This is a genomic window from Sphingomonas sp. S2M10 (genome assembly GCF_012650175.1).
Lineage (GTDB): Bacteria > Pseudomonadota > Alphaproteobacteria > Sphingomonadales > Sphingomonadaceae > Sphingomonas.
This window is the reverse complement of the sequence record NZ_JAAILI010000080.1, coordinates 85,386-98,825: the sequence shown is the minus strand read 5'-3', so window position 1 is coordinate 98,825 and position 13,440 is coordinate 85,386. Positions and strand designations below refer to the sequence as shown.

Genomic DNA, 13,440 nt, shown 5'->3' with positions numbered 1-13,440 from the left:
ATATTGCGGCATCGGATCGCATCGGTTATTACCGATGCATGACCGAGCAGGACGCCCTCGCTGCACTCGCCGCCCTCGCCCACCCGACACGGCTGGCAACCTTTCGACTGCTGGTGCGCCACGCCCCCGATGGCCTCGCCACCGGAGCGCTCGCCGACGCGATCGGGCTGCCCCAGAGCACCTTCTCCACCCATCTTGCCGTGCTTGCGCGTGCCGGTCTCGTGGGCGCCGAGAAGCAGGGACGCCATTTCGTCCAGCGCGCCGATCTCGATCGGCTGCGAAGACTGATGGTGTTCCTCGCCCGCGACTGCTGCGAGGGCCGTGCCGAGCTGTGCGCGCCGCTGCTCACCGATCTCGCCTGCTGCTGAAGGAACCCGCATGACGAGCGATGTCGTGATCTACCACAATCCGGATTGCGGCACCTCGCGCAACGCGCTGGCGATGATCCGCAACGCAGGCATCGAACCGCATGTGATCGAATATCTGAAGACGCCGCCCGCCCGGGCGCTTCTCGTCCAGCTTATCGCCCGCGCCGGGCTCACCCCGCACGACCTGCTGCGCGAGAAGGGCACGCCCCATGCAGCGCTCGGCCTCGACGATAAGGCACTCGGCGACGATGCGCTGCTCGATGCGATGCTGGCGCATCCGATCCTGATCAATCGTCCGCTGGTGGTGACGCCGCTCGGCGTTGCGCTGTGCCGCCCGTCGGAGCGGGTGCTGGATCTGCTGCCCGCGCGTCAGCAGGGCGCCTTCGCCAAGGAAGACGGCGCGCCGGTGATCGACGCATCGGGCGCGCGGATCGGCTGATGGCGACGGCCACGCCCGCACCCGCCCGGCCCGCCATGGGCAGGTTCGAACGCTATCTGTCGCTCTGGGTGGCGCTGTGCATCGTCGCCGGCATCGGGCTGGGCCAGCTGCTGCCCGGCCCCTTCGTCGTCATCGCCGGCGCGGAGCTGGCCAGGGTCAACCTTGTCGTCGCGGCCCTGATCTGGCTGATGATCGTGCCGATGCTGCTCAAGATCGACTTTACCGCGCTCGGCTCGGTGCGACGGCACTGGAAGGGCGTCGCCGTGACGCTGTTCGTCAACTGGGCGGTGAAGCCCTTCTCCATGGCACTGCTCGGCACCTTCTTTCTCGCCCACCTGTTCGCGCCTTTGCTGCCGGCAGGCCAGATCGGCAGTTATGTCGCAGGGCTGATCCTCCTCGCCGCTGCGCCCTGCACCGCGATGGTCTTCGTCTGGTCGAACCTTTGCGACGGCGAGCCGACCTACACGCTTTCCCAGGTCGCGCTCAACGACGTGCTGATGCTGTTCCTGTTCGCGCCGCTGGTCGGGCTGCTGCTCGGCGTCGCTTCGGTCAGCGTGCCCTGGGACACGCTGCTCCTCTCGGTCCTGCTCTATATCGTCATGCCGGTGATCGCGGCGCAGCTTGCGCGTCGGGCAGTGCTGGCGCGTGGCGGTCAGGCCTCACTGGACCGGCTGCTCGGCACGCTTGCGCCGCTCTCGCTCGCCGCCTTGCTGGCGACGCTGGTGCTGCTGTTCGGCTTCCAGGGCGCGGCGATCCTCGCCCAGCCGCTGGTGATCGCGCTGATCGCCGTACCGATACTCGTGCAGGTCTATCTGAACGCAGGCATCGCCTATTGGCTGTCGCGCCGGCTGGGCGTCGCGTGGTGCGTGGCGGCGCCGGCGGCGCTGATCGGTGCGTCCAACTTCTTCGAGCTGGCGGTCGCCGCCGCCATCTCGCTGTTCGGGCTGCGCTCCGGCGCCGCGCTTGCCACCGTGGTCGGGGTATTGGTGGAGGTGCCCGTGATGCTTTCGGTCGTCGCGATCGTGCAGCGCACGCGCGGCTGGTACGAGCGGGGCTGAGGCCGGGCTCAACCGACGGGGAAGGATGCCCCGAACAGCAGCACCTCGGAATCGGGCGGGCTCACCTGCAGCGCGCCGCCATGCTGGACGACCAGCTCATGGGCCAGAAACGCTGCCGCCGCGCGCGGCGTGATCGGCACTTCCTTGCGCCCCCCGGCCAGCGCGCCGCGCAGTTCGGGGTCGAGCACAATGCGCGGACCGTCGGCGCGGATCACGATCTCGATCGTGCCGTCGGTGGTCTCCGCGCCGATGTCGAGCTGGCCGCCGCGGACCAGCGCGTCGCCGCCGATCAGCGCCAGGTTGAGCAGCACCTTGATCGCCTGTTTGGCCATCACCGGCTCCTCGACCATCCAGCCGATCTTCACGCGGTGATTGTCTCCGAACAGCCCCTCCAGCGCGGCCTGCGCCTCGCGCGTGTCCACCGTTTCGCCGAATCCGCCGGCGGCGCCAAAGGCCAGACGGAAGAACTTCAGCTTGTTGGCGCTGGCCCGCGCGCTTTCCGCCAGCAGTTCCAGGCAGCGGGCGCGCATTTCCGGATCATGTTCGTCCGCAAGCAGTTCCAGGCCGTTGTTGAGCGCTCCGACCGGGCTCAACAAGTCATGGCACAGGCGCGAACAAAGCAGACTCGCGAATTCGGTAGGGCTGATATTCAAGTGTTGGGCTCCAGCTGTGACTCCCCTTTGGCGCAGCCGACAGGAAGCTGCAAGCATCGTGGCGGCGCCGATGCAGGATCGGAGGCGGTCGCCGGACGAAACGGGATCGCATGCTGCTGGTGCGCCGGCACGCGCCGGATCACCGCGCTTGCTGGAAGGGTGGGAAAGGGTCGTTCGAAGGCAAAATGGCGGGGCGGCGCCCGGCGGACCTTCACGGCCCGCCGGGCGCGGCTTCAGACTCTACGCCCGGTGAAGAGCTGGACCAGACCGATCACCAGCGCGATTACCAGCAGGATGTGAATGATGCCGCCGGCAATGTGGAACGAGAAGCCCAGCAGCCACAGCACGATCAGAATTACGACAAGCGTCCAAAGCATCACATCACTCCCAGAAGATTGGCGATCCTAACGAGAGACGCGGCGCAAACGTTCCGGATCGGCTTGACGACCACTCGTCCCTTGCCTTGAAGCGGCCGCAGGCGCATTTGAAGGTGTCGGGCAGTACCGGGCCACACGCATGTATTTTCCCCTGCTTCTGATGCTCGCCGCAGCACCGGCGGAGTTGGCCTGCGATCTCGGTCCGGAGGCGGTGGTCGTGTACCGGTTCGCCGATCTGCCGCCCGCCGTCATCACCGAAGCGCGGCGCGGCTTTGCCGTTGGCGGTATCGCCGAGGCAAGCGCACCCTACAACGCGACCGATGTGATACGCGCGGGGCTGCCCCAGCGTCAGTTCGTGCGCGGGTACGGGGTGGGCCGATACTGGATCATCTGGTTCGAGCAGGGCGGCTTCGTGAGCGGGCGGCGGACGGTCGCGCTGCGCCGCGTGGACACGCGCAGGGGGGAAGCTGCACGCTATCTTATGGAGCCGGGCACGGTGTTCGCCGGGGACGCCTGCGCGGCCAGCCGGGCGATCCTTGCCGGGGTTCGCAGCGGCTTGGCCTATTAGTCGGGCCGGCGCGCCGCTTTCTGCTTTACGCCACCGCCAAGTTGCGCCCACCTTGTCCCGCCAAATCACAGGACCCGCCATGCCCCGCAAAATGACCATCGATTTCGTGTCCGACATCGTGTGCCCGTGGTGCGTGATCGGCCTCAAGGGTCTGGAGGAGGCACTGGCCCGCGCCGCCGACGTGGTGACGGCGGAGATCCGCTTCCACCCGTTCGAGCTCAACCCCGCCATGGCGCCCGAGGGCGAGAACATCGTGGAGCATATCGGCCGAAAATATGGCGCGACGCCCGAACAGTCCGCCGCCACCCGCGCAATGATCCGCGAACGCGCCGCCGCGCTGGGCTTCACCATGGCGATGGGCGACGACTCCCGCATCTACAACACCTTCGATGCGCACCGCCTGCTCCACTGGGCCGGTCTGGCGGGCGACCAGCGGGCACTCAAGCTCGCGCTGTTCACCGCTTATTTCACCGAGGGGAAGAATCCGGGCGAGCGCGCCGTGCTGTTGACCGCCGCCGAGAAGGCCGGGCTGGACGTTGCCGAGGCCGCGCGCGTGCTGGACGAGGGCGCCTGTGCCGACGAGGTGCGGTCCGAAGAAGCGCTATGGCAATCGCGCGGCATCCAGTCGGTCCCCGCCATCGTCGTCGATCAACGCTATCTGATTTCCGGCGGGCAGCCCCCGGAGGCTTTCGAGCAGGCGCTGCGCCAGATCGCGACGGAACCGGCCTGAAACGGCACGCCCAGAATTTGTTACGGAATCGAATTGTTCCCCGTGAAAGCGCCGTGCTAGTGCGCGATTGATACGATGGGGGTCGAACACGGTGCTGCAGGCGGCGACAACGAATCCGGAACGGCTGCCTTCCCGGTGGATCGAGATCGCAGCGCATCCCCAGTTCGGTATCGCGGCGCGACAATTCGCCGCCAACATGCTCGCCATCGCCTATGAAGACAGGACCCTGGCAGCGGTTTTCAAAGATGCCGGCCATTATGTCGCGGCGATGTCCGCCGCCTATCTCGACACGCGCGGCGGCCTGACGCTTACGCGGCTGCGGCAGATCTGCGCCGCGACGGGCCTGCTGACCGCGAACCGCGCCGGCGCGCTGATCGATTTCATGCTGCACATCGGCCTGCTCGAGGCCGCACCGGATCAGGGATACCGCACCACCACCGCCTTTCAGAAGGCGTGGTGCCGGCACCTCCAGGCGGCGCTGGCACCCGCCGCGCTCCTCGATGCCGATCTTGCCCCTTTTCCGGCCGCGCTCGACGATCCCGCGTTGTACCAGCAATTCCTGGGTATCCAGGCCAGCCGCCTCTATGCGCTGGCGAGCGGGCCCGATCCCTTCCCGAGCCTGCGCGCCTCCTTCCTCCATCCCCTGGCCGGATGCGCCATCCTCCACACCCTGGCGCTGGCCTGTACCGACGATCGCTTTGTGCCGATCGAGAGCGCCACGGTGCCGCTCGCCGGCCTGGCGCGCCGCTTCGCCGTGTCGCAGCCGCATGTTCGACGCCTGCTCAAGCGCGCGGAGGCCAATCGCCTGCTTGTCCATCTCGGCCCGAGCCGCCGCGCCTTCCACCCTGACGGCTTCCCCACGATCCGCTACCATTATGCCGCGCATCTGGCCGAGCTGATCGATAGCGGCAGGCTGGTCTTGCGCAGCATGGCCGAGGCGCAAGCCGCACCGATACCCGAACTCGCCGATGCCTGACGGCGGGCGCGGCTAGACCGGCGTCCACGCTTCGGCAGCGAACCGATCCCACAAACCGGCCTCGCCCGCCCGCCAGCAGGTGATGTCCGCGCCCCCGACGATCATCCACAGCTTGCCGTCGGGCGCGGCCATCGCCGCATCGGTGCGCGACGGGGTCGGATCCCCGCTCGGATGCGAGTGCCAATAGCCGAGCACCTTCGGCCCGCCCGCCCTTTCGGCCCGCAGCGCCGCGAACAATGCCGCAGGATCGATCTCGAACCGGATCTCGGGCGCATCGGAAACGTTTGCACACTCGGTGAAGCGCTCGATCCTTGTTCCGGCCCCCAGCAGCAGCCCGCACGCCTCGCACGGCGCGGCGATCGCCGACGCTTTTTTCATACCGGTCAGTATGGATCTTGAAATCGTAACGCCCATGCCCATTTCGGGTAAAACATGAATCAGGGGGTTTCCATCTTAGAAGCGCGGATTGCGGACGAGGCGCATGGCTGGCGGCTGGACCGTGCCTTGACCGACGCGCTGCCCACGCTGTCGCGCGAGCGCGTGAAGGCGCTGATCTCCTCCGGTGCGGTCACGGGCCCGGATGGCAAGCTCGCGCGCGACCCCGCGCGCAAGGCGCCCGGCGGTGCCGTCTTCCAGGTTGTCGTGCCCGATCCCACGCCCGCGCACAACGAGGCGCAGGACATTCCACTCAACGTGGTGTTCGAAGACGAGCATCTGATCGTGATCGACAAGCCGGCGGGTCTCGTCGTCCACCCTGCGGCGGGCAATCTCGACGGCACGCTGGTGAATGCGCTGCTGCATCACTGCGCCGGCCAGCTTTCCGGCATCGGCGGGGTGGCACGGCCCGGCATCGTCCACCGGATCGACAAGGACACGTCGGGCCTGATGGTCGCCGCCAAGACCGATCCTGCGCATGTCGGCCTCGCCGCGCAGTTCAAGGCGCATTCCATCGACCGACGGTACCGGGCGATCGCCAGCGGCAGGCTGCGGCTGGCGGAAGGAACGGTAAACGCCCCGCTCGCCCGCTCGCCAAGCAACCGCAAGAAGATCGCGGTCTGTGCCGAGGGTCATGGCAAGCATGCGACTACCCATTGGCGCAGAATTCGCGAACTTCGGGACGCAAGTCTCGTAGAATGCAGGCTGGAGACCGGCCGTACCCACCAGGTGCGCGTCCACATGGCGTCGATCGGTCACCCGCTGGTCGGGGACCCTCTATATGGAAGTATGCGTTCCACCCATCGCGGACTTCTGGCAAGCTTGGGTTTCCAGCGCCAGGCCTTGCATGCGGCACGTCTCGGGTTCATCCACCCGATCAAAAGTAACGCTTTGGCGTTCGATAGCGAAATGCCTGCAGACATGCAGGAACTGTTCAACCAGCTTCTCGTATGAGTTTTGGGCGTTCGAGTCCCCGCGTTCGGACCGGCACCCGTTGGAAAGGGAGAAACGATCATGGCTAGCGGCAGCAACGTCCCAGCGACGATACCCGCGCTCGGCGGCGAGGCGAGCCTCAATCGCTATCTGGCCGAGATCAAGAAATTTCCGATCCTGAGCCCCGAGCAGGAATATATGCTCGCCAAGCGCTTTCAGGAGCATGGCGACACCGATGCGGCGGCGCAGCTGGTCACCTCGCATCTGCGCCTCGTGGCCAAGATCGCGATGGGCTATCGCGGCTATGGCCTGCCCGTGTCGGAGCTGATCTCCGAGGGCAATATCGGCCTGATGCAGGGCGTGAAGAAGTTCGAGCCCGATCGCGGCTTCCGCCTCGCCACCTACGCGATGTGGTGGATCCGCGCTTCGATCCAGGAATTCATCCTCCGCTCGTGGAGCCTCGTGAAGATGGGCACCACCGCCGCGCAGAAGAAGCTGTTCTTCAACCTGCGCCGGATGAAGGCCAAGCTCGATGCGTTCGAGGACGGCGACCTCAGCCCGGAGAACCTCGCCAAGATCGCCACCGATCTGGGCGTGACCGAAGAAGAGGTCACCTCGATGAACCGCCGCATGGCGATGGGCGGAGATACCTCGCTCAACGTGCCGATGCGCGAGGACGGCGAGAGCCAGTGGCAGGACTGGCTGGCCGATGAAGGCCCGCTGCAGGACGAGGCCGTTGCCGACGCGCAGGAGGCGGACGTCCGCCACGACATGCTCGTCTCAGCGATGGAAGACCTCAACGAGCGCGAGAAGCACATCCTCACCGAGCGTCGCCTGACCGACGATCCCAAGACGCTTGAGGAACTGAGCCAGGTCTATGGCGTGTCGCGCGAGCGCGTCCGCCAGATCGAGGTGCGTGCGTTCGAGAAGCTGCAAAAGGCGATGATGCGCCTCGCAGGCGATCGCCGCCTGCTCGCCACCCACTGATCGGCCCCGCGGTTCCTGCCAGGTGATTGCAGGAACCGCCCCGGCTGGGGCATGGCGGGTGCGTGACGAAGAATCGCGCCCGCCCCTCGCCCCGCCCATCCTCGCGCCGAGGCGCCTCGACCCGGCCCCGCAAGCCCTGGTGGCGTCGGCTGATCGTGCTGGGGTTCCGGCTCGTGTTCGGCTTCGTGCTGTTGTCGCTGTTGATGGTGACGGTATACCGGTTCGTGCCGCCGCCGATTACCTGGACGATGATCGGCGACGTGTTCGCCGGGCACGGCGTGACCAAGGACTGGATGCCGCTCAGCCGCATCGACCCGAGCATGGCCCGCGCGGTCATCGCCGCCGAGGACTCGCGCTTCTGCCAGCACAACGGCTTCGACTTCGCGGCGATCGAGAAGGCCTATCAGCGCAACGCCCAGGGAACCCACAAGATTCGCGGCGGCTCGACGATCAGCCAGCAGACGGCCAAGAACGTGTTCCTGTGGCAAGGCGGCGGCTATTTCCGGAAGGGCCTGGAAGCCTGGTTCACCGTGCTGATCGAGAATATCTGGGGCAAGCGGCGGATCATGGAGGTGTACCTCAACGTCGCCGAGACCGGCATCGGCACCTATGGCGTGAACGCCGGCGCCGAGCGCTACTTCCACCATGATGCATCGCGGCTCTCGGACCGCGAGGCGGCGCTGATCGCCGCGGTGCTGCCGCTGCCCAAGAAGCGCGCGGCGATCGACCCGCGCGGGTTCACGCGGCGCTACGGCAACAAGATCAATGCGCGGATCAATGTGGTGGCGGGGAACGGGCTGGATCGCTGCCTGAAGTGATCTGCAAGCCGGTCACCCTCACCCTTCCGCCGCTTCGCGGCTCCCTCCCTCTCCCAAAGGGAGAGGGATTTTAGCGCCCTCTCCCTTTGGGAGAGGGAGGGGACCCGCCGCCGAAGGCGGTGGGGAGGGTGAGGGTGGCGCGCTCGTTACTTCGCCGCGTCCTTCGCCGCGTCGCCGACATCCTTCGCGGCATCGCCGACGCTGCTCGCAGCGCTGGTCACCGCATCGGTCTTGGCGTTCTCGCGTGCGTTCTGGTTGAACAGGTAGAAGGCACCGATCACCACCGCGATCAGCACCGCCAGCCCGATCAGCGCCATGCCGGCCCCGCCGCCGCTGCGGCGCTCGATCACCGTGGTGTGGGTCGCGCGGTCGGTCGCCACGCCGTCTTCAACGATACGTTCGGCCATGATCGTCTCTCCTCGGTTACACTGGCGACAGCAACCGAGGGGACGAACTTATGGTTCCCTAAGCCATTGTCTCAGAACGGGAGCTTGAAGCCCGGCGGCAGCGGCAGGCCGCTGGTCATCTTGCTCATCGCTTCGGACGAGGCCGCATCGGCCTTGACCCGCGCATCGTTGAACGCGGCGACCAGCAGGTCCTCCAGCATCGCCTTCTCGGCGACGTTGACCAGCGAATCGTCGATCGCGATGCCGATGATGCGGCCCTTGGCGCTGGCCTTCACCTTGACCAGCCCGCCGCCCGACACGCCTTCGACCTCGACATTGTCGAGGCTCGCCTGCGCCTTGGTGAGTTCGGCCTGCACATTCTGTGCCATGGCCATGATGTCTTCGAGGCTCTTCATCCGTCACTCCCGGTCTTGGTCCAGCCGATCAGCTCGGCATCAGGAAAAGCGTGCATCGCGGCGGCGACGATCGGCGAGGCGAGCACGGCCTCACGCTCGGCCGCTTCCGCCGCAGCCTGTTCCTCGCGCAGCGTCCGCGCGGTGGCGCCGTCGACGAGGGTGATCTTCCAGTGCACGCCGGTGCTGTCCTTGAGCGCCCCGCCCAATTCGCGCACGAAATCCTGCGGCAGCGGCCGCGCCGCGCCGAAATCGATCTCGCTGCCCTCGAAGCGCACCGGCCGCATGTAATCGCGGACGAACATCGCCAGCTGAAGGCGACGATGTTCCTCCAGATGCTCGGCAAGTTCGCTGAGGTTGGTCGGCAGGACCGGCCCGGTTTCCTGCACCGTGGCGGGTGCCGGCGCGGTCGGCGCGGCAGGCGCAGCGGCGGAAGGCACGCCCGAAGGCACCGCGATGCTGCCGCTGAGTATCTGCTTCGCCAGCTCGCCCGGATCGGGCAGCTGCGCCGCATGGATCACCCGCAGCAGCGCCATCTCGGTCGCCTCGATCGGCAGCGCCGCCTTGGCGACTTCGTCATGCCCGCGCAGCAGCAGCTGCCACAGCCGGTGGAGCGCCGGGAAGGACAGCCGGCTCGCCCAGCCCTCCATCGCCTCGCGCTCCTCAGTCGACTGGCCGGAGAGGCGGTGCGTGCCGAGCTTGACCAGCGTCACGCCGTGCACCGTCTCCAGCAGCGCCCGCAGCACCGCCAGCGGATCGACGCCCAGATCATATTGCGCCCGCAACCCCGCCAGCGCCTGCTGCGCCTGGCCTTCGACCAGCGTGCCGAACAGCGCCCGGTTCGCGCCGCGATCGGACAGGCCGAGCATCTGGCGCACCGCCTCCGCCTTCACGCCCTCGCCTTCCAGCCCCGCATGCGCGATCGCCTGGTCGAGGATCGAGAGGCCGTCGCGCGCCGATCCTTCCGCCGCGCGGGCGACCAGCGCCAGCGCCTCGGGCTCAGCCTCCACCTGCTCGGCCGCGCACACCTTGGCGAAATGCTCGGCGAGCAGCTCGGCTGGAATGCGGCGCAGGTCGAAGCGCTGGCAGCGCGACAGCACCGTCACCGGCACCTTGTTCACCTCCGTCGTGGCGAACAGGAATTTCACATGCCCCGGCGGCTCCTCCAGCGTCTTCAGAAGCGCGTTGAACGCGTTCTTCGACAGCATGTGGACTTCGTCGATGATGTAGATCTTGTAGCGCGCCGAAACCGCCGCATAGCGCGATGCCTCGATGATCTCGCGCACGTCGTCGACGCCGGTGTGGCTGGCGGCGTCCATTTCGATCACGTCGATATGGCGCCCCTCGGCGATCGCGCGGCAGGGCTCGCAGACCCCGCACGGATCGATCGTCGGGCCGCCCTGCCCGTCCGGGCCGATGCAGTTGAGCGCCTTGGCGATCAGCCGGGCGGTAGAGGTCTTGCCCACCCCGCGCACGCCGGTCAGCAGAAAGGCATGCGCCAGCCGATCGCGGCGGATCGCGTTGCCGAGCGTGGTGACCATCGCATCCTGGCCGATCAGCGCGCTGAACGTCTGCGGCCGATATTTGCGCGCGAGCACGCGATAGGCTTCGGCCTTTACGGGCTGCGGAGGTTCGTCGAGGCCAAGCAGGGAATCGGACATCGCCGCCTATCTAGGCATCCGCAGACGATTTGTCGAAGCGCCAGGCGCGCTGGCCTGTGGATAGCGATGTAGAGGATGGGTGGGAGCCGGAACGACCCGGGACGAAATCGTTACGGCTGCTTCCTTCCGGACCTGACCGGGTTGGCGACGATCCCGTCCGCCCGACTCCCGCGGCGCATATGGGCGAAGCCGCTGCGGGTGGCAAGGGGCGATTTCCGCACGCTCAACCGGTCACCTGGAACAGCTTCCACAGCACAAGCGACAACATGCTCAGCAGTGCGACGAGTGCAACGACACTGGCAGCGGTCGGACCGAAGCCTGATTGACGATGATGCGAACGATCGAGACGCATGAAAACCTGCCCTCCTTCAACGAAGAGCAGGTTTTCATGATGTGCATCGGTCGACGATTGGGAATGTCCACAGGCGCGTGGACGCAGGCGTCAGCGTTCGCGGCTGAGATCGTCCACTTCGCCCATGATGGTGTCGAGCGCGGTGCGCCCGTCCTCGTTGAGCGCGGTCGAGCGGCGCGAGGGCAACTGCCCTTCGGACATCAGCGCTTCCAGCGCGACGCGGCCACGCGCAACGCGGCTCTTGATGGTGCCCACCGCCACCTGGCAGATCTCGGCAGCTTCCTCATAGGCGAAACCACCGGCGCCGACGAGGATCAGTGCCTCGCGCTGCGGCTGGGGCAGGTGCAGCAGCGCACGCTGCATGTCCGCCAGCTCGACATGGCGATCCTGGCTCGCCGGTGCCGCCAGCAGCCGATCGGCGACGAGATCGTCCCACTCGCCCTTGAAACGCGCGCGGCGCATCTGGCTGAGATAGAGGTTGCGCAGGATGATGAAGGTCCAGGCGCGCATGTTGGTACCGGCCTGGAACCGCTTGCGCGCAGCCCACGCCTTGAGCAGCGTTTCCTGCACCAGATCGTCTGCGAGATCACGGCTGCCCGACAGCGAGCGCCCGAAGGCGCGCAGATGCGGGATAACCTGTGCCAGCTGCGTCTTGAACTCGGGATCCGACAGCGAAACATGTTCCACCGGGGCCGCGTTTGCGCCCGGCTCGTCGTGATCCGTGTGGGTAGCTTCCGTCATGCAATCCCGTTCGTTAGCGCGCTGGGCGTCGCGGTTCGTTGTCAAGCTGGGGTCCAACGGCTTGATGTCAAGCATCACGCTTTGCAGCATTTTCCGTCAAACCAACAAGATAACAGCAAAAATCACAATGACCAGCAACGTGCCGATGATCAGCACGTAGCGCGCCACCCCGGGAGTCGCGCCGGCGCGGGCACGATCGGTGGTGAGATGGGCGGGTTCATCTTGCTCAGCCATGATGTGCTAAACCCCCGAGAACCGTTTTAGCTCCGTACCGGAGGGAACCCGCCCGTATTTTCCGCTCAGGCGGGGACGGTCGCCTCGTCGAAGAACAGCGCCTGGCTGATCGTCGCCTTCACCGTTTCGCGCTGGAACGGCTTGGTGATCAGGAAGGTCGGCTCAGGGCGCTCGCCGGTGAGCAGACGCTCGGGGAAGGCGGTGATGAAGATCACCGGCACCGCGAATTCGGCGAGGATGTCCTTCACCGCATCGATGCCCGAGCTGTCATCCGCCAGCTGGATGTCGGCGAGCACCAGGCCCGGCCGGTCTTCCATCGCAAGTGCCACGGCTTCGTCGCGGGTGACGGCCACGCCGGTCACGTCATGGCCCAGGTCGCGGACGATCTGCTCGAGATCCATCGCGATCAGCGGCTCGTCCTCGATGATCATCACGCGGGTGCGGGTCTGGCGCTCGATCTCGGTCACCGCCTCGGCGACCAGCTCGGAAACGCGGGCGGTCTCCTCGCCGATCAGATAGGCGGCGTCCTCGGGCGGGAAACCTTCCACCGTCGTCAGCAGCAGCGCCTGCCGCGACAGCGGGGTCAGCCGCGCGAGCCGCTTGCGCGCGATCGACTCCGCATCCGTCCCCTGCTCGACCGCATCGATGCTGTCGTCCCACTGGCTCGACTGCCAGATCACCTGGAAGGTGCGGTACAGGCCCAGCCGCGCATCGACATCGCGGGGGAACTGATCCGGGGCCTCCACGATCGCTTCCAGAGCGGCGCGGACATAGCGGTCGCCTTCGGCCTGGTTGCCGGTGAGCGCACGGGCATAGCGACGCAGGAGCGGAAGGTGCGGCGCGAGTTGCTGACCAAGCGACATGAGCTGTGTATTCTCCATCAGGTTCGGGAGCCTTTGTCGCCCCCGACGGGCCGTATTTCAATTGATTCCGTCACCCGAAGAAGCCCCTCCCCGGATTTCGCATCGAACGTGGAACAATCGAGGTGCTCTTTGGTTTCATCGACCGGACCGCGTGAATGGTTGCAGCGACGCTGGGTGCTTGCACTCGGCGTCGTTCGCGGTATTCGCGGTAGCGGTCACATCGTTCATACGTCCGGGTGTCCGGACATTTCCGGACCCTTAGGGGGGAATTGGTGCATTCCGCTAAAGATGATCAGGGCAAGCAGCCGCAGCCGGAGCAGGGAGGCAACAAGAAGCCGCGTCCCAATCCCGATGTCGGAGACGTATTGCGCCGCGCATATGACGAAACGCTGAACGAATCCGTCCCGGACGATCTGCTCGACCTCTTGAAGAAGCTCGATTAAACGAA

Annotated in this window: 20 protein-coding genes and 1 other RNA gene; 10 read left to right on the top strand and 11 right to left on the bottom strand. The window is 66.6% G+C overall.

What is annotated here, in order from left to right:
• Window positions 1-38 precede the first annotated feature (38 nt).
• Genes S2M10_RS20405 through arsB form a run of 3 tightly spaced genes read left to right on the top strand, consistent with a single transcriptional unit; the run spans window position 39 to window position 1,865 of the window.
• Complete coding sequence (locus S2M10_RS20405; RefSeq protein WP_168847707.1) at window positions 39-368, top strand: helix-turn-helix transcriptional regulator; 330 nt, start codon at window positions 39-41, stop codon at window positions 366-368.
• Between the two features lie 10 nt (window positions 369-378).
• Window positions 379-807, top strand: a complete 429-nt coding sequence (arsC, locus tag S2M10_RS20400; protein WP_168847706.1) for an arsenate reductase (glutaredoxin) — start codon at window positions 379-381, stop codon at window positions 805-807.
• Window positions 807-1,865 carry an ACR3 family arsenite efflux transporter gene (gene arsB, locus S2M10_RS20395; protein WP_168847705.1) on the top strand — a complete coding sequence of 353 codons (1,059 nt, stop codon included), beginning with the start codon at window positions 807-809 and terminating at the stop codon, window positions 1,863-1,865. Before arsC ends, arsB begins: the two co-directional genes overlap by 1 nt.
• Window positions 1,866-1,873: 8 nt before the next feature.
• Here the strand turns inward: arsB and S2M10_RS20390 are convergent, their stop codons facing one another.
• Complete coding sequence (locus tag S2M10_RS20390; RefSeq protein WP_168847704.1) at window positions 1,874-2,518, bottom strand: histidine phosphotransferase family protein; 645 nt, start codon at window positions 2,516-2,518, stop codon at window positions 1,874-1,876.
• A gap of 233 nt (window positions 2,519-2,751) precedes the next feature.
• Window positions 2,752-2,895, bottom strand: a complete 144-nt coding sequence (locus S2M10_RS20385; protein WP_168847703.1) for a lmo0937 family membrane protein — start codon at window positions 2,893-2,895, stop codon at window positions 2,752-2,754.
• A gap of 139 nt (window positions 2,896-3,034) precedes the next feature.
• Here S2M10_RS20385 and S2M10_RS20380 point away from each other — a divergent pair, with 139 nt between their 5' ends.
• The 3 genes from S2M10_RS20380 to S2M10_RS20370 all read left to right on the top strand — a co-directional run bounded on the left by S2M10_RS20380 (window position 3,035) and on the right by S2M10_RS20370 (window position 5,169).
• Window positions 3,035-3,463: a hypothetical protein gene (locus tag S2M10_RS20380; protein WP_168847702.1), complete on the top strand. Its 429-nt coding sequence runs from the start codon at window positions 3,035-3,037 to the stop codon at window positions 3,461-3,463.
• A gap of 79 nt (window positions 3,464-3,542) precedes the next feature.
• Window positions 3,543-4,193 carry a DsbA family oxidoreductase gene (locus S2M10_RS20375; protein WP_168847701.1) on the top strand — a complete coding sequence of 217 codons (651 nt, stop codon included), beginning with the start codon at window positions 3,543-3,545 and terminating at the stop codon, window positions 4,191-4,193.
• Window positions 4,194-4,260: 67 nt separating this feature from the next.
• Complete coding sequence (locus S2M10_RS20370; RefSeq protein WP_168847700.1) at window positions 4,261-5,169, top strand: hypothetical protein; 909 nt, start codon at window positions 4,261-4,263, stop codon at window positions 5,167-5,169.
• Between the two features lie 12 nt (window positions 5,170-5,181).
• On the opposite strand, the gene S2M10_RS20365 is transcribed toward S2M10_RS20370, so the two are convergent.
• Window positions 5,182-5,547, bottom strand: coding sequence for a M67 family metallopeptidase (locus S2M10_RS20365; protein WP_168847699.1), 366 nt, complete (start codon window positions 5,545-5,547; stop codon window positions 5,182-5,184).
• Between the two features lie 54 nt (window positions 5,548-5,601).
• Here S2M10_RS20365 and S2M10_RS20360 point away from each other — a divergent pair, with 54 nt between their 5' ends.
• The 3 genes from S2M10_RS20360 to mtgA all read left to right on the top strand — a co-directional run bounded on the left by S2M10_RS20360 (window position 5,602) and on the right by mtgA (window position 8,342).
• On the top strand, window positions 5,602-6,558 hold the full coding sequence (locus S2M10_RS20360) for an RluA family pseudouridine synthase (protein ID WP_168847698.1): 957 nt from the start codon (window positions 5,602-5,604) through the stop codon (window positions 6,556-6,558).
• 60 nt (window positions 6,559-6,618) lie between these two features.
• Window positions 6,619-7,524 (top strand): RNA polymerase sigma factor RpoH, encoded by a 906-nt coding sequence (gene rpoH, locus S2M10_RS20355; protein ID WP_084580488.1) that lies wholly within the window; start codon window positions 6,619-6,621, stop codon window positions 7,522-7,524.
• A 149-nt stretch (window positions 7,525-7,673) separates the two neighbouring features.
• The gene (gene mtgA, locus S2M10_RS20350) at window positions 7,674-8,342 is read left to right on the top strand and encodes a monofunctional biosynthetic peptidoglycan transglycosylase (protein ID WP_247650942.1); all 669 of its coding nucleotides are present in this window, start codon (window positions 7,674-7,676) and stop codon (window positions 8,340-8,342) included.
• Between the two features lie 146 nt (window positions 8,343-8,488).
• Here mtgA and S2M10_RS20345 read toward each other — a convergent pair whose 3' ends face one another.
• From S2M10_RS20345 to S2M10_RS20315, 8 genes are all read right to left on the bottom strand, one after another.
• A complete protein-coding gene (locus tag S2M10_RS20345; protein ID WP_168847696.1) occupies window positions 8,489-8,749 on the bottom strand; it encodes a hypothetical protein in 261 nt (86 codons plus the stop codon).
• Window positions 8,750-8,820: 71 nt separating this feature from the next.
• Entirely contained in the window at window positions 8,821-9,144 is a 324-nt protein-coding gene (locus S2M10_RS20340; RefSeq protein ID WP_168847695.1) for a YbaB/EbfC family nucleoid-associated protein, read from the bottom strand.
• Window positions 9,141-10,802, bottom strand: a complete 1,662-nt coding sequence (locus tag S2M10_RS20335; RefSeq protein ID WP_168847694.1) for a DNA polymerase III subunit gamma/tau — start codon at window positions 10,800-10,802, stop codon at window positions 9,141-9,143. The genes S2M10_RS20340 and S2M10_RS20335 overlap by 4 nt, the downstream gene beginning before the upstream one ends.
• A 75-nt stretch (window positions 10,803-10,877) precedes the next feature.
• Window positions 10,878-10,975: signal recognition particle sRNA small type (ffs, locus tag S2M10_RS20330), an RNA gene on the bottom strand.
• Window positions 10,976-11,025: 50 nt separating this feature from the next.
• Window positions 11,026-11,154 (bottom strand): hypothetical protein, encoded by a 129-nt coding sequence (locus S2M10_RS23035; protein WP_282098068.1) that lies wholly within the window; start codon window positions 11,152-11,154, stop codon window positions 11,026-11,028.
• Window positions 11,155-11,244: 90 nt separating this feature from the next.
• Window positions 11,245-11,895 carry a sigma-70 family RNA polymerase sigma factor gene (locus tag S2M10_RS20325; protein WP_168847693.1) on the bottom strand — a complete coding sequence of 217 codons (651 nt, stop codon included), beginning with the start codon at window positions 11,893-11,895 and terminating at the stop codon, window positions 11,245-11,247.
• A 96-nt stretch (window positions 11,896-11,991) separates the two neighbouring features.
• Complete coding sequence (locus S2M10_RS20320) at window positions 11,992-12,129, bottom strand: hypothetical protein (protein WP_168847692.1); 138 nt, start codon at window positions 12,127-12,129, stop codon at window positions 11,992-11,994.
• 65 nt (window positions 12,130-12,194) lie between these two features.
• A complete protein-coding gene (locus S2M10_RS20315; RefSeq protein WP_168847796.1) occupies window positions 12,195-12,992 on the bottom strand; it encodes a response regulator in 798 nt (265 codons plus the stop codon).
• 272 nt (window positions 12,993-13,264) lie between these two features.
• Between S2M10_RS20315 and S2M10_RS20310 the strand changes: the two genes are divergently transcribed.
• Complete coding sequence (locus S2M10_RS20310) at window positions 13,265-13,435, top strand: NepR family anti-sigma factor (protein ID WP_168847795.1); 171 nt, start codon at window positions 13,265-13,267, stop codon at window positions 13,433-13,435.
• The last annotated feature ends 5 nt before the right edge of the window (window positions 13,436-13,440 follow it).